14 protein-coding genes and 1 tRNA gene are annotated in these 18,992 nt (G+C 69.6%); 3 read left to right on the top strand and 12 right to left on the bottom strand.

Features of this window, described 5'->3' with window-relative positions; translation table 11 throughout:
• Positions 1-123: 123 nt before the first annotated feature.
• The 6 genes from rho to argS form a co-directional block, all read right to left on the bottom strand.
• Positions 124-2,136: a transcription termination factor Rho gene (gene rho / locus ACWFRB_RS19910; protein ID WP_452643001.1), complete on the bottom strand. Its 2,013-nt coding sequence runs from the start codon at positions 2,134-2,136 to the stop codon at positions 124-126.
• A gap of 365 nt (positions 2,137-2,501) precedes the next feature.
• A complete protein-coding gene (gene thrB, locus ACWFRB_RS19905; protein ID WP_452643000.1) occupies positions 2,502-3,434 on the bottom strand; it encodes a homoserine kinase in 933 nt (310 codons plus the stop codon).
• Positions 3,435-3,463: 29 nt separating this feature from the next.
• A complete protein-coding gene (gene thrC / locus ACWFRB_RS19900) occupies positions 3,464-4,552 on the bottom strand; it encodes a threonine synthase (protein WP_077042250.1) in 1,089 nt (362 codons plus the stop codon).
• The gene (locus tag ACWFRB_RS19895; protein WP_452642999.1) at positions 4,545-5,858 is read right to left on the bottom strand and encodes a homoserine dehydrogenase; all 1,314 of its coding nucleotides are present in this window, start codon (positions 5,856-5,858) and stop codon (positions 4,545-4,547) included. Before ACWFRB_RS19895 ends, thrC begins: the two co-directional genes overlap by 8 nt.
• Positions 5,851-7,278, bottom strand: a complete 1,428-nt coding sequence (lysA, locus tag ACWFRB_RS19890; protein WP_452642998.1) for a diaminopimelate decarboxylase — start codon at positions 7,276-7,278, stop codon at positions 5,851-5,853. Before lysA ends, ACWFRB_RS19895 begins: the two co-directional genes overlap by 8 nt.
• Complete coding sequence (gene argS / locus ACWFRB_RS19885) at positions 7,275-8,927, bottom strand: arginine--tRNA ligase (protein ID WP_452642997.1); 1,653 nt, start codon at positions 8,925-8,927, stop codon at positions 7,275-7,277. The genes lysA and argS overlap by 4 nt, the downstream gene beginning before the upstream one ends.
• A 121-nt stretch (positions 8,928-9,048) precedes the next feature.
• On the opposite strand from argS, the gene ACWFRB_RS19880 reads away from it, so the two are divergent.
• Both ACWFRB_RS19880 and ACWFRB_RS19875 read left to right on the top strand, forming a co-directional pair.
• On the top strand, positions 9,049-9,963 hold the full coding sequence (locus tag ACWFRB_RS19880) for a DUF3105 domain-containing protein (protein WP_452642996.1): 915 nt from the start codon (positions 9,049-9,051) through the stop codon (positions 9,961-9,963).
• Between the two features lies 1 nt (position 9,964).
• A complete protein-coding gene (locus tag ACWFRB_RS19875; protein WP_452642995.1) occupies positions 9,965-10,744 on the top strand; it encodes a DUF305 domain-containing protein in 780 nt (259 codons plus the stop codon).
• A gap of 19 nt (positions 10,745-10,763) precedes the next feature.
• Here the strand turns inward: ACWFRB_RS19875 and ACWFRB_RS19870 are convergent, their stop codons facing one another.
• A complete protein-coding gene (locus ACWFRB_RS19870) occupies positions 10,764-13,181 on the bottom strand; it encodes a phosphoketolase family protein (protein WP_452642994.1) in 2,418 nt (805 codons plus the stop codon).
• A 136-nt stretch (positions 13,182-13,317) separates the two neighbouring features.
• Between ACWFRB_RS19870 and ACWFRB_RS19865 the strand changes: the two genes are divergently transcribed.
• Positions 13,318-13,393, top strand: a tRNA-Arg gene (locus tag ACWFRB_RS19865).
• Between the two features lie 136 nt (positions 13,394-13,529).
• Here the strand turns inward: ACWFRB_RS19865 and ACWFRB_RS19860 are convergent.
• The 5 genes from ACWFRB_RS19860 to cysD form a co-directional block, all read right to left on the bottom strand.
• Positions 13,530-13,898, bottom strand: a complete 369-nt coding sequence (locus ACWFRB_RS19860) for a nuclear transport factor 2 family protein (RefSeq protein WP_452642993.1) — start codon at positions 13,896-13,898, stop codon at positions 13,530-13,532.
• Between the two features lie 97 nt (positions 13,899-13,995).
• On the bottom strand, positions 13,996-15,027 hold the full coding sequence (locus ACWFRB_RS19855; protein ID WP_452642992.1) for a TIGR03617 family F420-dependent LLM class oxidoreductase: 1,032 nt from the start codon (positions 15,025-15,027) through the stop codon (positions 13,996-13,998).
• Positions 15,028-15,034: 7 nt separating this feature from the next.
• Entirely contained in the window at positions 15,035-16,165 is a 1,131-nt protein-coding gene (locus ACWFRB_RS19850; protein WP_452642991.1) for a 3'(2'),5'-bisphosphate nucleotidase CysQ, read from the bottom strand.
• Positions 16,162-18,024, bottom strand: coding sequence for a sulfate adenylyltransferase subunit CysN (cysN, locus tag ACWFRB_RS19845; RefSeq protein ID WP_452642990.1), 1,863 nt, complete (start codon positions 18,022-18,024; stop codon positions 16,162-16,164). Before cysN ends, ACWFRB_RS19850 begins: the two co-directional genes overlap by 4 nt.
• Complete coding sequence (gene cysD / locus ACWFRB_RS19840; RefSeq protein WP_452642989.1) at positions 18,024-18,950, bottom strand: sulfate adenylyltransferase subunit CysD; 927 nt, start codon at positions 18,948-18,950, stop codon at positions 18,024-18,026. Before cysD ends, cysN begins: the two co-directional genes overlap by 1 nt.
• Between the last annotated feature and the right edge of the window lie 42 nt (positions 18,951-18,992).

Genomic DNA, 18,992 nt, shown 5'->3' with positions numbered 1-18,992 from the left:
CTGCCAGAACGCGTGCATCAAGTCCTAACGACCAGGTGCCGCGATCTGTTCCCGACCGGTGCCGACGCGAGGCAGGCCCCGGGAACCGTGCGGTTTCCGGGGCCTGCCTCGTCGCACGAGGATCTAGTCGTCGTCGCCCATCGCTCCCGGCGCGGTCTTGGAGACCTGCATCAGGAACTCGAGGTTGTTCTTGCTCTTCTTGAGCCGGTCGATCAGCAGATCGATCGCCTGGTGCGAGTCCAGGCCGGACAGCACCCGGCGCAGCTTGTGCAGCACCGCGGCCTCGTCCGGGTTGAGCAGCAGCTCGTCCTTACGGGTGCCGGACGGGTTGACGTCGACCGCAGGGAAGACCCGACGCTCGGCGATCTTGCGATCGAGCTTGAGCTCGGCGTTACCGGTGCCCTTGAACTCCTCGAAGATCACGGTGTCACCGGTGGAGCCGGTCTCGACCATCGCGGTGGCGATGATCGTGAGCGAGCCGCCGTTCTCGATGTTGCGGGCCGCGCCGAGGAACCGCTTCGGCGGGTACAGCGCGGTCGAGTCGACACCACCGGACAGGATTCGTCCCGAGGCAGGCGACGAGTTGTTGTACGCGCGACCCAGTCGGGTGATCGAGTCGAGCAGCACGACGACGTCCTTGCCCTCCTCGACCAGGCGCTTGGCCCGCTCGATGGCGAGCTCGGCGACCGAGGTGTGGTCTGACGGCGGCCGGTCGAAGGTCGAGGCGATGACCTCACCCTTCACCGAACGCTGCATGTCGGTGACCTCTTCCGGACGCTCGTCGACCAGGACGACCATCAGGTAGCACTCGGGGTTGTTCGTGGCGATGGCGTTCGCGATCGCCTGCAGCACGCTCGTCTTACCGGCCTTCGGCGGGCTGACGATGAGGGCGCGCTGACCCTTACCGATCGGCATCACCAGGTCGATGACACGGGTGGTGAGGATGTTCGGCGTGGTCTCAAGGCGCAGACGCTGGTTCGGGTACAGCGGCGTCAGCTTGCCGAACTCGGGCCGCCGCTTGGCCGCCTCGACGTCGCCGCCGTTGACGGTGTCCAGGCGGACCAGCGGGTTGAACTTCTGACGCTGGCTGCCACCGCCGCCGCCGCCCTCACCCTCACGGGCGACGCGGACGGCACCGGTGATGGCGTCGCCGCGACGGAGTCCGTTCTTGCGGATCAGGTTCATCGAGACGTACACGTCGTTCGGGCCCGCCAGGTAACCGGAGGTCCGCACGAAGGCGTAGTTGTCGAGCACGTCGAGGATGCCCGCGACCGGCTGCAGGACGTCGTCTTCGCGGATCTCCAGGTCGCGGTCGGCGCCTGCGCCGCCGCCCTCGCCGCGGTCGCGTCCACGACGGCGCTCACGGAACCGGCGTCCCCGCCGACCCCGGCCGTCCTCGTCCTCGCCGCCACGGTTGTCGTTGCGACCCTCGCCACGCGGGCCGTTGCCGCTCTGGCCGCGGTCGCCCTGGTTGCGCTCACCCTGGCCACGCTCGCCCTGGTTGCGCTCACCCTGGCCACGCTCGCCCTGGTTGCGGTCGCGACGGTTGCGCTCGCCGCCCTGTTCCTGGCGTCCACCCTGGTCCTGACGGGGCTGACGGTCGCCGCCCTGCTCGGCCGCGGGGGCCGACGACTCACCCTGCTCGGGCGAGCCGGCCTGGCGAGACGACCCGCGGCGCTGCCGGTTTCGGCGGCCACCCTGCTCGCCCTCGGCGGACTCGGCAGGCTGCGCGGCCGGACGCTCGGTGGTGGCGGGGGCCGACTCGGCGGCGGGGGCAACCTCGGCGACCCGCTGCGGCGCTGTCGCGACCTCGCTCGCCGCGGCCTCGACGGGAGCCGTCTTGGGCGCCGTCTTGGTGGCAGTGGAGCCGCCCTGACGCTCCTTGATGGCCGCGATCAGGTCACCCTTGCGCAGGCCGGACGTTCCCTTGATGCCGAGCTCGGTCGCGAGTCCGCGCAGCTCGGCCAGCACCATGCCGGACAGGCCGGCACCGCGCCGGGCCTCGGCGCGCTTGGTGGAGGCTGCCACCGCGTCGCCGGTGGCTTCTGAAGTTCGTGCAGTACCGCCGGCCTGGCTCGCCGCGGAGTCAACCGGGGAATCGAGAGCAGGTGTGGCGATCAGGTCCGTATCGGTCACGGAGATCCTTTCCTTCCCTCGCTCGCGCGGCGCGTGTCGAGGGTTCGTCCCGAAGCTCAGCTCACTCGCTGAACTCGGTGGTGCCGGACGTGTTCGCTGGATGGAACTATCGGCTCGTCCGCCCCCGTGGCCTCTCGAACAGGCACGTTCCAAGTCGATCACCGCGGAAATCACGCGAGGGAATCGAGCCAGGTGCGTCTACTCCTGCTTCGGCAGTCCCGGGGTACGGGAGCCAATTCTCGGAATGAATGCCCTGGTAGAACACCGGCGTCTGATGCGCACGATGGGCGAACGACCCTCAGGATAGCCTCCAACCGGGCCGCGGGCAAGGACCGACCCGCCGGTATCGAAGTCCGGTCAGCCGATCAACCGACCTGCACACCGTCCGCCACGGCGAGTTCGAGCACCCTGAGCCCGTCCGCGTCCGCTTTGGCGCGGAGCTCGTCGGGGAACGCCCTTGTCGACAGCGCCAGCACGGTGGGACCCGCGCCCGATACCGTCGCCGCGATGCCTTCCTGCCGCAGGGTTTCGATCCAGCGCGTGGTCAGCGGCAACGCGGACGCCCGCTGGCGCTGGTGCAGCCGATCCTCGGTCGCGGCCATCAGGAGGTCCGGACGACTGGTCAGGGCCACCACGGCCAGCGCTCCCCTGCTGACGTTGAAGGCGGCATCGGCGTGCGGAACCAGTTCCGGGAGCAGGCCCCGCGTCTGCGCGGTCGAGGAACGCTCCGACGGCACCAGCGCCACCACCCGGATGTCGGGGTGCACGTCAAGGCGCACCGCGGCGTAGGTGTGCGGCGAGTCCTCGACGCCGGTGTCTTCGGACCAGGACACCACCGCGCCACCGAGCACGCTCGCGGACGCATTGTCGGGATGACCCTCGAACTCGGAGGACAGCTGGACCAGCTGCTCCTGGGTGAGCGCCAGCGCCGGATCGAGCTTGCTCGCCAGCCCGTTCGCCACCGCGAGCCCGCCGACCGCAGCCGACGCGGACGATCCGAGTCCGCGCGAATGCGGAATCGCATTGCGGCACACCACGTCCAGACCACCGGCCCAGACGCCGATCGACTCGAGTCCCCGCTCGATCGCACGCACGACCAGGTGCGACGGACCCCAGGGCACGTCCTCGGCGCCCTCGCCCTCGACCCGGATCGTCAGCCCCGCATCGGTGGTCGTCACCGTGATCTCGTCGTACAGCGCCAGGGCCAGCCCCAGCGTGTCGAAGCCCGGACCGAGGTTCGCCGTCGACGCGGGCACACGTGCGGTCACGGTGAGCCCGGCGGGCAGCGTCTGAGTCATCGTGCTCCCTCCGATGCGCGGTGCGACCACTAGACGAGCTCGAGCGCCGCGGCAACCGCCACCGGGTCGACCGGGATCGGCTGCACAGCAGGCATTCCCGCGAGCGCCGTGTCGGGATCCTTGAGGCCGTTACCGGTCACGGTGCACACCACGGTCTGCCCCGCGTCCAGCCAGCCCTCCTTGTGAGCGGCGAGCAGGCCGGCCACCGAGGCCGCCGACGCGGGCTCGACGAACACGCCCTCGGTGCGGGCGATGAGCCGGTAGGCCTCGAGGATCTCCTCGTCGGTGGCGGCACGGAAGACGCCGTTCGACTCCTCCTTGGCCGCGACGGCACCGTCCCAGGACGCGGGCGAGCCGATGCGGATGGCGGTGGCGATGGTCTCCGGGTCCTTGACCGGGGCACCGTGCACCAGCGGAGCCGCGCCCGCCGCCTGCACGCCGAGCATGCGCGGACGAACCGAGGTGATCCCGTCCGCGTAGTACTCCGAGTACCCACGCCAGTAGGCGGTGATGTTGCCCGCGTTGCCGACCGGGAGGGCGTGGATGTCGGGCGCCTTGCCCAGCGCATCGCAGATCTCGAACGCCGCGGTCTTCTGCCCCTCGATGCGCACCGGGTTGACCGAGTTCACCAGACCGATGGTCGGGAACTCCGCAGTGGTCTTGCGGGCCAGCTCGAGGCAGTCGTCGAAGTTGCCCTCGACCTGGATGATCTTCGCGCCGTGCATGACGGCCTGGGCCAGCTTGCCCATCGCGATCTTGCCCTGCGGCACCAGCACCGCACAGGTCATGCCCGCGACGGCCGCATAGGCCGCGGCCGAGGCCGAGGTGTTGCCCGTCGAGGCGCACAGCACGGCCTTCTGGCCCCGTGCGAGCGCGTCGGTGACGGCCATGGTCATGCCGCGGTCCTTGAAGGACCCGGTCGGGTTGAGACCCTCGACCTTGAGGTGGACCTCGCACCCGGTGATCTCCGACAGGTGGGCAGCGGGCAGCAGCGGGGTGCCGCCCTCGCGCAGCGTGATCGTCTTCCAGTTCGGCCCGATGGCGAGTCGATCGCGGTACGCCTCGATCAGCCCCGGCCAGGGGGTGTGAACGGGGGTGTGCAGGCGTGGGCTATTCACTGGAACCTTCCAATCGGAGAACACTGGTGACCGCGGTCACGAACTCGAGTTTGCCGAGGGCAGCAACGGTTTCGGACAGTGCCGCGTCGGTCGCCCGATGGGTGACCACGATCAGCCCGGCGCCGTTGCCGATGCCCTCCTGACGGACCGTCGAGATGCTGACGTCGTGCTTGGCGAACTCCGCCGCCACCGCCGACAGCACACCCGCGCGGTCCGCGACCTGCATGTTGACGTAGTAACGGGTGGGGATCTCACCGATCGGCGCGATCTTGAGGTCCGCGTACTTCGACTCACGGGGGCCGCGGCCGCCGTGCACCCGGTTCCTGGCCGCCATCACCAGGTCGCCCATCACGGCCGATGCGGTCGGTGAACCACCGGCGCCCTGTCCGTAGAACATGAGCCGTCCCGCGGCCTCGGCCTCCACCACGACCGCGTTGAACGCGCCGTTCACCGAGGCGAGCGGGTGATCGAGCGGGACAAGGGCCGGGTAGACCCGGGCGGAGATCCGCTCGGAGCCGTCGGCGCCGTTGACCCGCTCGCAGATCGAGAGCAGCTTGACCGTGCAGTTCAGCGACTTGGCCGCCTCGAGGTCCGCCGAGCTGATCTTCGAGATGCCCTCGCGGTACACGTCGGCAGCGGTGACACGGGTGTGGAACGCGATGGACGCGAGGATCGCGGCCTTCGCCGCTGCGTCGTAGCCCTCCACGTCCGCGGTCGGATCGGCCTCGGCATAACCGAGCCGGCCCGCCTCGGCGAGCGTGTCGGCGTAGTCGGCGCCGGTCTCGTCCATCGCGGAGAGGATGAAGTTGGTGGTGCCGTTGACGATTCCGGCGACCTTGTTGACCCGGTCGCCCGCGAGGGACTGGGTCAGGGGGCGGATCACCGGGATCGCGCCCGCGACCGCGGCCTCGAAGTACAGGTCGACCCGCTTGTTCTCGGCCGCCTCGGCGAGCTCGCCGGTGTAGTCGGCCAGCAGCGCCTTGTTCGCGGTGACCACCGACTTGCCCGAGTTGAGGGCGGCGAGGATGAGCTTGCGGGGCACCTCGATGCCGCCGATCACCTCGACGACGATGTCCACGTCCGCGCGCGTGACCAGAGAGTCCGCGTCGGTCGTCAGCAACTCGGCAGGTACCCCGCGGTCACCCTCGATCCGGCGCACGGCGATACCGCGCAGCACCACCGGTGCGCCGACCCGTGCCTCGAGCTCGCGGGCGTGCTCGCGCAGAATTCGCACGACCTCACTGCCCACGTTGCCGAGGCCGAGGACCGCCACACCGATCGCGGCATTGCCACTCGGTTCAGTCATGTTGCTGTACCTCCAAGCTGAGCAGATCTTCCACTGTTTCCCTGCGCAAGATCAGTCGGGACTGACCGTCACGCACCGCAACCACGGCAGGCCGCGTGAGCAGGTTGTAGCGGCTGGACATCGAATAGCAGTATGCGCCAGTGGCGGCGACCGCGAGCAGATCTCCCGCGTTGACGTCCTCCGGCATCCAGGCGTCCCGGATGACGATGTCGCCACTCTCGCAGTGCTTCCCCACCACGCGGGCGACCACCGGGTCGGCCACGCTGTCGCGCGAGACCAGACGCGAGTCGTACTCGGCCTGGTACAGCGACGTGCGGATGTTATCGCTCATCCCGCCGTCCACGCTGATGTATCGCCGAGTTGCGTTGGCACCCAGGCGAACATCCTTGACCGTGCCGACCTCGTACAGGGTCACGGTGCCCGGTCCCGCGATCGCCCGGCCCGGTTCGACGGCAAGGGTCGGAACCGGCAGTCCGGCGAGCGCCGACTCGGTGGCGACGATGTGCGCGAGCTTGGCCGCCAGGTCGTCCACCGGCGGCGGGTCGTCGGTCGCGAGGTACGAGATCCCCATCCCGCCGCCGAGATCGACGATCGAGATCTGCGAGGACTTGTCCACCCCGAACTCGGCGACGATGGTGCGGAGCAGACCGATCACGCGGTGCGCGGCGAGCTCGAATCCGTCGACCTCGAAGATCTGCGAGCCGATGTGGCTGTGCAGCCCGACCAGCCGCAGGTTCTCGGTCGCGAACACCCGGCGGACGGCATCCAGTGCCGACCCGTCCGAGAGCGAGAAACCGAACTTCTGGTCCTCGTGGGCGGTCGCGATGAACTCGTGGGTGTGCGCCTCGACGCCGACCGTGACGCGGATCAGCACGTCCTGCACCACGCCGTGCGCGCCCGCGACGCGGTCCAGCCGATCGATCTCCTGGGTCGAGTCGAGCACGATGTGCCCGACACCCGCGGCCACCCCGGCCTCGAGCTCGGCCACGGACTTGTTGTTGCCGTGCATGGCAATTCGCTCGGCCGGGAAGTTCGCGTGCAGCGCGATCGCCAGCTCGCCGCCGGAGCAGATGTCCAGCGACAGCCCCTCCTCGGCAACCCAGCGGGCGACCTCGCCGCAGAGGAACGCCTTCGAGGCGTAGTGCACCTTGCCGGTGGGACCGAAGGCACGGGCCATGTCGCGGCACCGGGACCGGAAGTCGTCCTCGTCGATGACGAACAGTGGCGTGCCGTACTGCTCCGCCAGCTCGGTGACGGGCACCCCGGCCAGCCGGACCACGCCGTCCTCGCCGCGGGCGGCGTTGCGGGGCCAGACCGCGGTGGGCAGCGCGGTCAGCTCGGCCGCGGATTCCGGCCGCGGCGGCAGTCCGGGCGCGTGCGCGATCTCGGCGTGCTTGGGTCCCGCCGGATGCGCGCTCACATTCGCTCCGGTGCGCTGACGCCGAGCACGGCGAGTCCGTTGGCTAGGACCTGGCGGGTCGCCGCGCACAGCGCCAGCCGGGCCGTGTGCAGATCGCCCGCGGGCTCGTCGCCCTGCGGCAGCACCCGGCAGTCGGTGTAGAACCGGTGGTAGGTGCCTGCCAGTTCCTCCATGTACCGGGCGATCCGGTGCGGTTCCCGCAGCTCGGCCGCCGCGGCCACCACCCGGGGGTACTCCCCGATGGTCCGGATGAGGTCGCCCTCCCTGTCGTGGGTGAGCAGTTCCAGCTTGGGGTTCTCGGTGGAGATGCCCAACTCGGCCGCGTTGCGGCCGAGCGAGGCGAGCCGGGCGTGCGCGTACTGCACGTAGTAGACGGGGTTCTCGCTGGTGGTGCTGGTCCACAGCTCGAGGTCGATGTCCAGGCTCGAATCCACGGAGGACCGGATCATCGCGTACCTGGCGGCGTCGACGCCGATCGCCTCGACCAGGTCGTCGAGGGTGATGACGGTGCCTGCCCGCTTGCTCATCTTCACCGCGACGCCGTCGCGGACCAGGTTCACCATCTGACCGATCAGCACCTCGACGGTGTCCGGGTCGTCGCCGAACGCGGCGGCCGCGGCCTTGAGCCGGCCGATGTAGCCGTGGTGGTCGGCCCCGAGCATGTAGATGCACAGGTCGAAGCCGCGCGAACGCTTGTCCTGGAAGTAGGCGATGTCGCCTGCGATGTACGCCGCGTTGCCATCGCTCTTGATGACGACGCGGTCCTTGTCGTCACCGAAGTCGGTGCTCTTGAGCCACCAGGCGCCGTCCTCCTCATAGAGGTTCCCCGACGTCTTGAGGGTCGCCACAGCCGTCTCGACGGCGCCGGACTCGAAGAGCGAGTTCTCGTGGAAGTACACGTCGAAGTCGGTGCCGAACTCGTGCAGGGTCTTCTTGATGTGGTCGAACATCAGCGCCACGCCGATGGACCGGAACGTCTCCTGACGCTCGTCGGCGGGCAGCGCGAGCGCGTCCGGCCGCTGCCGGACGACCTCGGCGGCGATGTCGGAGATGTACGCCCCCGCGTAGCCGTCCTCGGGCGCCGGGTCGCCGTTGGCCGCGGCGATCAGCGACCGCGCGAACCGGTCGATCTGGGCGCCGTGGTCGTTGAAGTAGTACTCACGGGTGACAGAAGCGCCCTGCGCGGCGAGGATGCGTCCGAGCGCGTCACCGACCGCGGCCCACCTGGTGCCGCCGAGGTGGATCGGCCCCGTCGGGTTCGCCGAGACGAACTCGAGGTTGATTCGCTTCCCTGCCAGCGCCTGGGACGAACCGAAGGCCTCGCCCGCGGCGATGGCGTTCGCGACGATGACGCCCTGGGCTGCCGCGGCCAGTCGGATGTTGAGGAATCCCGGACCTGCCACCTCGACGGTCTCGATGCCGTCGGTGGCGGTCAGGGCGTCGGCCAGCCAGGTCGCCAGTTCGCGCGGATTGGCGCCCGCCTTCTTGCCGACCTGCATGGCCACGTTGCTGGCGTAGTCCCCGTGCTCGGGGTTGCGCGGGCGTTCGACGGCGAGCGTCGCCGGGAGGACGCTCGCATCGAGCCCACGCTCGGCGAGGACCTTCGCGGCGGTCCCTCGGAGCAGTTCGGCAAGGTCGGCAGGAGTCACAGGTATCTATCCTATGGTCTGGCCGTTCACGGCCTGCGCTCAGGCACTGAACGTAGAGTGGTGCCCCGGCGGGACCCACCGCCACCCTGTGACTGTCCCACCACCGAAAGAGCACTCACCGATGCCAAGCGGTTCGGAAAATCGCGGCGCCAAGAACTCGGGCGCCAAGTCAGCCAAGGCCATCAAAGCCGCCAACAAGAGTGCCGGCGGCGCCAAGCCCAAGGCCGGGCTCCCCAAGCAACGCAACATTCCCTGGCTGACCATCGGTGCGGTGGTTGCCGTGCTGGCCCTGATCGCCGTGCTCGCGGTGAACCTGTTCCCGAAGTACCAGGACAAGGCCGAGGCGGACAAGTTCGCGCCGAGCTCCGAGAACAAGGATCCCTCGATCGAGATCGACGGCGTCGTCCGGAACGAGTACCCCCCGGCGCTGCACGTGAGTGCGACGCAGCGGGTGGCCTACGACAAGACCCCGCCGTTCGGCGGCCCGCACGACGCGACATGGGCCACCTGCACCGGCATCGTGTACCCGAACGCGATCCGCACGGAGAACGCGGTGCACTCGCTCGAGCACGGCGCGGTGTGGATCGCCTACAACCCGGACAAGGTCACCGACGATCAGCGTGACGCGCTGGCGGACCGGGTCGACGGCAAGTCCTACATGCTGATGTCGCCGTACCCGGGCCTCGACTCCCCCATCTCCCTGCAGAGCTGGGGACACCAGCTCAAGGTGGACGACGCGAACGACCCGCGGATCAGCCAGTTCATCGCCGCGCTGCGCCTGAACAACTTCGGGGTCTACCCCGAGGTCGGCGCCAGCTGCTCGACCATCCCGGGCGCATTCGACCCGGACAACCCGCCTGCCTTCGACGGCTCGGCGCCCGGCCCCGACGCGGTGCCGATGAACGGCGAGGGCCTGACACAGGACCAGGGCGAACTGGGCACCGGCGGAGTACCGGGTGGACTGCCCGGAGGCATGCAGCTGCCGCCGGAGCTCCAGCTCCCGCCCGAGGCGCCGGCGCCGGCGCCGGCTGGCTGACATGACTGACCAGACCGGAGCCGAACAGGACACAGTCGAGCAGCAGGCACCCGAGCAGGCGCGGGACGGCGGCAAGCGCAGCCAGCGCACCGCCCTCGCCGTGCTCGGCCTGATCGCCGCCGTCGCGATCGGGTTCGCCATCGGATTCCTGGCGAGCCTGCCGCTGCGCGACGACGGCGCCGCCGACCCTGGCGCAGGCTCGGTGGACGTCGGGTTCGCGCAGGACATGACCGTGCACCACAACCAGGCAGTGGAGATGTCGGCGATCGCGATCGCCAATGCCACCGACCCGATGGTCCGCGACCTCGCGTACGACATCCTGACCACCCAGCAGAACCAGATCGGCCAGATGACCGGCTGGCTGTCGCTGTGGAATCAGCCGCTGCTCCCGACCGGCGACTACATGACCTGGATGAGCTCGGACGAGGCCGGACACGGCGGGGACGGGCACGGCCACGGGGAATCCGGCCACGACATGGGGGCGATGACCTCCGCCGCCGCAGCGCCCGCCTCGACGGGCGCGATGCCCGGCATGGCCAGCTCCGAGGACATGGCCGCGCTGCGGCAGGCCCGAGGACCGGCAGCCGACGTCCTCTACCTGCAGCTGATGCTGCGTCATCACCAGGGCGGCCTGCCGATGATGGAGTACGGCGCACAGCATGCCGAGGTTCCGACCGTCCAGATGCTGGCTCAGACCATGGTCAACACCCAGCAGAGCGAGGCGGACCGGATCACCGCGATGCTCCAGGAGAAGGGCGCGGCTCCCCTGCCGATGAACTGACCGTCCCGCCTGCCCATGGTCAACGCGTCGTGGGCTCGGCGGCGGCGGTCGCACCCCACGTCCAGTCGCGCACCTCGGGCATGTCCTCGAGGTGCGCGACGACGTACTCGCGGTGCCGCTCGAGCTGACCCCGGCAGTAGCGCGCGAGTTCGTCGCCGCGCTCGGACACCCGACAGGCGCGGCGCAGCGCCTCGAGCACCAGGTCGTACCGGCTCATCCGGTTGAGCACCACCATGTCGAACGGCGTGGTGGTCGTGCCCTGCTCGTTGAACCCACGGACGTGGAAGCGGGCCGCGTTCGGTCGGCCGTGCAGCAATTGGTGCACGGCGCGCGAGTACCCGTGGAAGGCGAACACCACGTCGGTGTCCTCCGTGAACAACTCGGCGAAGCTCGTGTCGGTGAACCCGTGCGGATGCACATCCTGGGGCATCAGCGCCATCAGGTCGACGACGTTGACCACCCGCACTCGCAGGGAGGGCACCCAGACGCGCAGCAGTTCGGCCGCGGCCAGGATCTCCTGGGTCGGCACGTCCCCGGCCGCCGCCAGTACGACGTCCGGCTCGTCCGGCGTGCCTGCCCCGTCGTTCTCGGTCCCCGCCCATCGCCACACCGAAGCGCCTGCGGCGCAGTGCCGGTCGGCCTGTTCAAGGCTCAGGTACTGCAGGTGCGGCTGCTTGTCGACGACGATCAGGTTGACGTGGTCGGTGCTGCGCAGGCAGTGGTCGGCGATCGAGAGCAGCGTGTTCGAATCCGGCGGCAACCAGATCCGGACCACCTCGGGTGACAACGGGATGGCCGCGTCGATCATGCCGGGGCCCTGGTGACTGAAACCGTTGTGATCGTTGCGCCAGCAGGTGCTGGTGAGGAGCACGTTCAACGAGGAGACCGGTTCCCGCCAGGACAGTTCCCGCGCGTGTTGGAGCCACTTGGCGTGCTGGATCAGCATCGAGACGCTGACCATCGCGAACGCCTCGTAGCTCGCGAACATCCCGTGCCCGCCCGCCAGCAGGTATCCCTCCAGCCATCCCTGGCACAGGTGCTCGCTGAGGACCTCCATCACCCGGCCGTCGGGGCCGAGCCCGTCGTCGTGGTCGGTGACCGGCAGTTGCCAGCAGCGGTCCGTCGTCTCGAACACCGCGCCGAGCCGGTTGCTGGCAGTCTCGTCCGGGCAGAACAGCCGGAAGTCGCCTCCGCCGTCGGACCGGGTGCTCTCGGCGTAGATGTCGCGCAGCATCTCGCCGAGCACCCTGGTGGTCTCGTGGAAGGTCGTCCCCGGCGCGGGCACGTCGAGGGCGTACCGCTCGAGTGGCGGGACCGGCAGCGCCCGGCGCAGCCGCCCGCCGTTCGCGTACGGGGTCGATCCCATTCGCTTGTCTCCCGCCGGCGCGAGGGCCGCGAGTTCGGCTGCCAGCGTGCCGTTCTCGTCGAAGAGCTGATCCGGCCGGTAGGAACGCATCCATCGCTCGAGCTGTGCGAGATGGGCCGGATTGGTGCGCACCGACGACAGCGGCACCTGATGGGCCCGGTGCGTGCCCTCGACCAGCACCCCGTCGACGGTGTGCGGACCGGTCCAGCCCTTCGGGGTGCGCAGCACGATCGCGGGCCACCGGGGCGTGTCGGCGGGAGCGGTACCGGCGCGGGCCGCCCGTTGGATCGCCGTGATCGACTCGTGCGCGGCATCGATCGCGGCCGACAGCGCGCGGAACACGAGCCTCGGGTCGTCGCCCTCGACGAAGACGGGCGCCCACCCCTGCCCGGAGAGGTAAGCGGCGACATCGGTGTCTGCGCTGCGCCCCAGGACCGTCGGCCCGGCGATCTTCGCGCCGTTCAGGTGCAGGATCGGCAACACCGCACCGTCCCGGCGCGCGTTGAGGAAGGCCGGCACCTTCCAGGAGGCGGACATCGGGCCCGTCTCCGCCTCCCCGTCGCCGATCACGCACGCGACCAACAGGTCGGGCCGGTCGAACGCGGCTCCGGCGGCGTGCGCGAGCGCATAGCCGAGTTCGCCGCCCTCGTGGATGCTGCCCGGGGTCTGCACGCTCACGTGGCTCGGCACCCCGCCCGGCGCCGAGAACTGCAGGCACAGCCGCTCGATGCCGGCCGCATCCGCGCTGACCTGGGGATAGATCTGCGAGTAGGTGCCCTCGAGGTAGGTCGCCGCCACCAGCGCCGGGCCGCCGTGCCCGGGACCGGTGACGTACAGCCAGTCCGCGTCGGTGCGGCGGATGTGCCGATTGAGCACGGCGTAGATCGCGGACAGTCCGGGACTGGTCCCCCAGTGTCCGAGCAGCCGCGGCTTGATGTGTTCGGCGCGCAGCGGCTCTCGCAGCAATGCGTTGTCCCGCAGGTAGATCTGGGCGATCGTCAGATAGTTGGCGGCGGCCCACCAGCGCAGGTCCAGGTCGAGTTCGGCATCGGGGTAATACTGATCGGCCATCGACGAGCCCTTCGGTATTCGCAGCGGACACCGGGTGCGTACCAGGCACTTTACCCAATCGGGGGGTCCAAATATGGATCCGGCCGATCGTGGGTTACGCTAACCCCGCCCAATGGCACGCCGGAAGTTTCGGCGGGCCCCCGTAGCTCAGGGGATAGAGCGTTCGCCTCCGGAGCGAAAGGCCGCAGGTTCGAATCCTGCCGGGGGCACCACCATCACCAAAGAACCATCGATGGATCGGTGCAGTTCTCAGCCGCGATCAGCGGACTCTCTTCACACTGTGTGGCGCGAAGGCGCGGAAACCGCCACTGCGCGCACAGAATGTGAGCGCAATGGCGGCCCCGGCGGCTAGCTTCCGAGCGCTGTCAGCGGCGTCATGTCGAAGTAGTCCCGCCAGGCCACGATCTTGCCGTCCGGCGCGACCTCGAAGACGCCGACCACAGGCAGATCGATCTGCTTGCCGTTCATGGCGAAGACGTCGGTGCGCTCGTTCATCACGATCGAGCCGTTGGCCACCTGGTGGTGCACGTTGAACGCGATGCCACCGAACGATCCGATGAAGCCCGTGATGAAGTCCTTGATCGCGGCCTTCCCGACGACCGGTTCCATCGGGATGTTGTGGTAGACGGCATCTTCCGCGAAATACTCGACGATCGCATCGGTATCGGCCTGCGCCCAGAGCGCGCAGAACTCGGTGACGACGGACTCCGGATTCATGGGTTCCCCTTCGGTTGGTGGTGTTCGTGTGCGGAAACCTTCTCACGCGTGTACGCCGCCCGTGCGCGTGTTGTACCCCGACGGGGGTGCAACACGCTCACGGGCGGCGGAGCCGCTCCACCACCCCGGCCATCGCGCGGTCGCGCGCCGGATCCGCGGGCAGCGGCAGGGTGACCGCGTCGGCGAGCCCGCCGATCCTGTCGTGGATCAGCTCGGGCAGCTCCCCGTAGCGCGCCGACGGCAACATCGCGTCGAGCACCTCGTCGGTGACCAGTTCTCGGAGCCGATCCCAGTCGTTCGCCCGGACCATCCGGGCCAGCGGTTCGCGCAGATCGCCGAGGCCGCAGCGTTCGAGCTCGCGGCGGTACTCCGGGGTCGAGTACAGGAAGGCGAACTGGCGCCGGTGCCGCTCTCGCTCGGCGTCGAGGTCGGCCTCCGTCTCGCCGGTGATCACCTGGAATCCCGCGACGAGCTCGCAGTCGGCCGGGCTCCGGCCCGCGGCCGTCGCGCCTGCCGCCAGCGCCGGGCGAACGTCCTGCTGCAGGAACCACGGGCTCGAGCCGGTGGGGTGCGTGATCAGCCCGTCCGCCACCTCCCCCGCCACGGTGCACATCCGGCGGCCGACCCCGCCCAGGTAGATCGGCGGGCTCGGCGTCCCCGCGTCGGTCGCGTCGTGCGGGTTGAAGTACGGCTGCATCCTGGTGAAGCCGTAGTGCTCGCCCTCGAAGGGCGTCAGCTGCCCGGTCCGGAACGTCTCGAACGCAGCACGGACCACGTGGACGTACTCCGCCATCCGCGCCGCAGGCTCGGACCACGGCATCGCGTACCGCTGCTCGATGTTCTGCCTGATCTGGCTGCCGAGGCCGAGGTGGAACCGGCCGCGGGACATCCTCGCCAGGTCCCATGCCGTGTAGGCGGTGAGCAGCGGGCTGCGGACGAAGGCCAGCGCAACCGACGTCCGCACCACGATCCGGGAGGTGCTCTGCAACGCGATCAGCGCGAGCAGGAACGGATCGTGCACCGTCTCCGAGACGTGCATGCCGTCGTAGCCCGCGGCCTCGACCCGCCGGGCATAGGCGCCGACGTCGCCGAGCCCCATCCGCGGATCGGCTCCGGTGAAGACCTTCACGCCGCCGTCACCCGGCCGCTGCGTGCGGCTCGATGATCGCCAGGATCGACTCGATCTCCCCGCCCGGCACCGAGAAGTGCTCGGTGATCGCGACGGTGATGACGTGCTCGCCCGCGCCCATGTCGAGCAGGAAGCGGGCCACCACGTTCGGCCCCCATTCCCGGAACTCCAGGTCCCGGATGCCGGTGATCGGCTTGTACTGATCACCGTGCTCCAGCTCGGCGATGATCTCCGGCCCGGAATCGCCCGTCCGCTGACCGTTCTCGACGCGGAAGCAGTCCCCCGCCAGCCGCACCTTGCTCGCGTCGTGACTGACCAGGCTGCTGAGGTACTCGCGCGCCATCGCCACCCGCGGGCTGTCGGCGGGAGCACCGGTCAGCTCGGCGATCCCGTCGAGCAGCGGCCGGGCCAGCTCGGGCCTGCAGATCACGAGGTCGGGCAGGTAGGGGTGCGCCTCGTTGTAGATCAGCGGTGCCCCGTCGATCCGCGAGCAGTGCAGACCGGCGGCCTGCGCCACCCCGACGGGAGCCGCCGAATCCCACTCCCACTGGCCGCCTGCGTGCACGTAGGCGTCGGCCTCGCCGCGCAGCACCGCCATCGCCTTGGCACCGGCAGAGCCCATCGGCGCGACGTCGGCGCCGATCCGTTCGGCGAGCGCCCCGATGAACTCGGGAGGGCGGCTGTCGCTGACCAGAATTCGGGGGCGGGCCCGGTCGGCGGGCCCCGCCGGCCTTGTCACCGATCCGCTCACGTAGACCTCGTCCAGCGCGGGCTGGGCGACGGCGGCCGCCGTGATCCCCGCGCCGCGTTCCCACAGCGCGACGTGCACCGCCCAGTCCGGCCGTCCCGGCAACCCGTACTCCCGCGAGCCGTCCAACGGATCGATGATCCACACCCGCGGATTGTCCAGGCGGGCAAGGTCATCCGCGGACTCCTCGGACAACACGGCGTCGGCCGGTCGCCGCTCCCCGAGCAGCCCCAGCAGCAGCGTGTTCGCTTCCTTGTCGCCCCTGCGCCCGAGCTCACGCGCCTGCGTCTTCTCGAGCGGGGTCTCGCCCAGCTCGCGGTTCCTCAGCTCGAGGAGGAGTTCGCCCGCACGGGTGGCCAGTTCGCCTGCGAGCGCGGCATCGGTCGTCATAGGTTCAGATACTCCATGATCGTGGCGGCCTGGGCGACGGGATCGCCGTCCTCGGGTCGCAGCACCAGTTCGGCGTTCGTCGGCGCCTCGTACGGGTCGTCGACGCCGGTGAACCCGGTGATCTCGCCCGCCCTCGCCTTGGCGTACATGCCCTTCGGGTCGCGGGCCTCGCACACCTCGACAGGGGTATCGATGAACACCTCGATGAACGGCAGGCCTGCCGCGATGTGCTGGGCGCGCACCCGGTCCCGGTCCTCCCGATACGGACTGATCAGCGAGGCGACCGCGACCATCCCCGCATCCGCGAGCAACTGGGCGACCTCGCCGACCCGCCGGACGTTCTCGGCCCGGTCCGCGGCGCCGAAGCCGAGGTCGGAATTGAGTCCGTGCCGCAGGTTGTCCCCGTCCAGCCGGTACGCGGGCACGCCGGAGGCCACCAGCCGTCGCTCGAGTTCGACGGCGACCGTGGACTTTCCGGACGCGGACAGCCCGGTCAGCCACACCGTGGCGCCCTTGGTGGCGCGCTCGGCACGGGAGACCGACGCGGCGTGCCAGACGACCTTCGACTCCTTGAGCGTCGGCCCGAGGATCATGCCTGCCGCGACGGTGTTGCCGGTCGACTCGTCGACCAGGATGAAGCTGCCGGTCACCCGGCTGCGGCGGTACGGGTCGAACAGGAGCGGCTGCTGCGTCTTGAGCTGGATCCGGCCGATCTCGTTGAGCGACAACGACTGCGCGGACTCGTCGCGGTGCAGGGTGTTGACGTCGAGCCGGTAGTCGAGCCGAGCCACCTGCGCCTTGGTGGACTTTGTTGTGTGCAGCAGGCTGTACCGCGTGTTCTCGGAGAGCGAGGACTGTTCGGTGAGCCAACAGACCATCGCGTCGATCTCCTGGCCGACCTGCGGGCGGTTGTTCGGCCGGCAGAGCACGTCGCCGCGGCTGACATCCAGGTTGTCTGCGAGCGAGATCGTCACCGCGGACGGCGCGAACGCCTCCTCGATCACGGTGCCGCCGGGACCGAAGATGGCCTCGACCGTGGAGGTGAAGCCCGAGGGCAGCACGACGACCTCGTCGCCCGGCTTGAACACGCCGCTGGCGACGGTGCCCGCGTAGCCGCGGAAATCGTGCAACTCGGCGTCGGTCTGGCGCTGCGGCCGGATCACGTACTGCACCGGGAACCGCGCGTCGATGAGGTTGCGGTCCGAGGCGATGTGCACGTCCTCGAGGTGGTGCAGCAACGACGAGCCCTCGTACCAGGGCATGTTCTCGGTGCGGGTGACGATGTTGTCGCCCTTGAGCGCGGAGACCGGGATGAACGTCAGGTCGTGCACGTCGAGCTTGATCGCGAACTGCCGGAACTCCTCCTTGATCTCCTCGAAGCGCTCCTGCGACCAGTCCACCAGGTCCATCTTGTTCACACACAGCACCAGGTGCGGGATCCCGAGCAGGGTGGACAGGAAGGCATGCCTGCGGGTCTGCTCCAGTACGCCCTTGCGCGCGTCGACCAGGATCAGCGCGAGGTCCGCGGTGGAGGCCCCGGTGACCATGTTGCGGGTGTACTGCTCGTGACCGGGGGTGTCGGCGATGATGAACTTGCGGTGCGGCGTGGCGAAATACCGGTGCGCGACATCGATGGTGATGCCCTGTTCCCGCTCGGCGCGCAGCCCGTCGGTGAGCAACGCGAGGTTGGCGTACTCGTCGCCGCGCTCGCGGCTGCTGCGCTCGACCGCCTCGAGCTGATCCTCGAAGATCGATTTGGAGTCGTAGAGCAGCCGCCCGATCAGGGTCGACTTCCCGTCGTCGACGCTGCCCGCGGTGGCGACGCGGAGCAGCTGCAGGGCGTGGTGGGACTGCGACATCAGAAGTACCCCTCCTTCTTGCGGTCTTCCATCCCGGCCTCGGAGATCCGGTCGTCGGCGCGGGTGGCCCCGCGCTCGGTGATTCGGCTGGCCGCCACCTCGGTGACGACGGCGGCGGCGGTGGCGGCCGAGGACTCAACGCAGCCGGTGCAGGTGGCATCGCCGACGGTCCGGAACCGGACGAGCTCCTCGTATGGTTCGTCCCCCGGGAGCAGTGTCAGGAACCTGGTGTGCGCCAGCAGCATTCCATCGCGTGGCACCACCTGGCGGCGGTGTGCGTAGTAGATGGCGGGCAGCTCGATCTGCTCCTCGAGGATGTACTGCCAGATGTCGAGTTCGGTCCAGTTCGACAGGGGGAACACCCGGATGTGCTCGCCCTTGCGGTGCTTGCCGTTGTAGAGGTTCCACAGCTCGGGTCGTTGCGCGCGCGGATCCCATTGCCCGAACTCGTCGCGGAAGCTGAACACCCGCTCCTTGGCGCGCGCCTTCTCCTCGTCCCGGCGGGCCCCACCGAAGACCGCGTCGAACTCGTTGTCGCGGATGCCGCGCAGCAACGCGTGCGTCTGCAGCCGGTTGCGGCTGGCCCGCGGTCCCTGCTCCTCGGTGACGCGGCCCGCGTCGATGTCGTCCTGCACTCGCGAGACCACGAGACGGAGGCCGAACTCCTCGACCACGCGGTCCCGGAATTCGATCACCTCGTCGAAGTTGTGGCCGGTGTCGACGTGCATCACCGCAAAGGGCAGCGGCGCGGGCCAGAAGGCCTTGGCGGCGACGTGCAGCATCACCACCGAGTCCTTGCCCCCGGAGAACAGCAGGACGGGGCGCTCGAAGGTGGCGGCCACCTCACGGAAGATGTGCACCGCTTCCGCCTCGAGCGCGCCCAGGTGGGACAGCTCGTAGGCGGGTGGGGCGTGTCGGGTTGTCATGTGCGGCTCCTCGACTGGATCGGGGTCCGAGCCATCGGTACA

Source organism: Rhodococcus sp. NPDC055112 (assembly GCF_053607505.1).
Note: the sequence above shows the minus strand (reverse complement) of the source record. Positions and strands in the feature narration are given on the sequence as shown.

Bases quoted from the DNA above. Each gene is read 5' to 3' on its own strand.
- ACWFRB_RS19875 (WP_452642995.1), top strand. From the start codon at position 9,965: ATGACTGACCAGACCGGAGCCGAACAGGACACAGTCGAGCAGCAGGCA.
- ACWFRB_RS19860 (WP_452642993.1), bottom strand. From the start codon at position 13,898: ATGAATCCGGAGTCCGTCGTCACCGAGTTCTGCGCGCTCTGGGCGCAG.
- ACWFRB_RS19870 (WP_452642994.1), bottom strand. From the start codon at position 13,181: ATGGCCGATCAGTATTACCCCGATGCCGAACTCGACCTGGACCTGCGC.
- ACWFRB_RS19880 (WP_452642996.1), top strand. From the start codon at position 9,049: ATGCCAAGCGGTTCGGAAAATCGCGGCGCCAAGAACTCGGGCGCCAAG.
- cysN (WP_452642990.1), bottom strand. From the start codon at position 18,024: ATGTCGCAGTCCCACCACGCCCTGCAGCTGCTCCGCGTCGCCACCGCG.
- thrB (WP_452643000.1), bottom strand. From the start codon at position 3,434: ATGACTCAGACGCTGCCCGCCGGGCTCACCGTGACCGCACGTGTGCCC.
- cysD (WP_452642989.1), bottom strand. From the start codon at position 18,950: ATGACAACCCGACACGCCCCACCCGCCTACGAGCTGTCCCACCTGGGC.
- ACWFRB_RS19850 (WP_452642991.1), bottom strand. From the start codon at position 16,165: ATGACGACCGATGCCGCGCTCGCAGGCGAACTGGCCACCCGTGCGGGC.
- ACWFRB_RS19895 (WP_452642999.1), bottom strand. From the start codon at position 5,858: ATGACTGAACCGAGTGGCAATGCCGCGATCGGTGTGGCGGTCCTCGGC.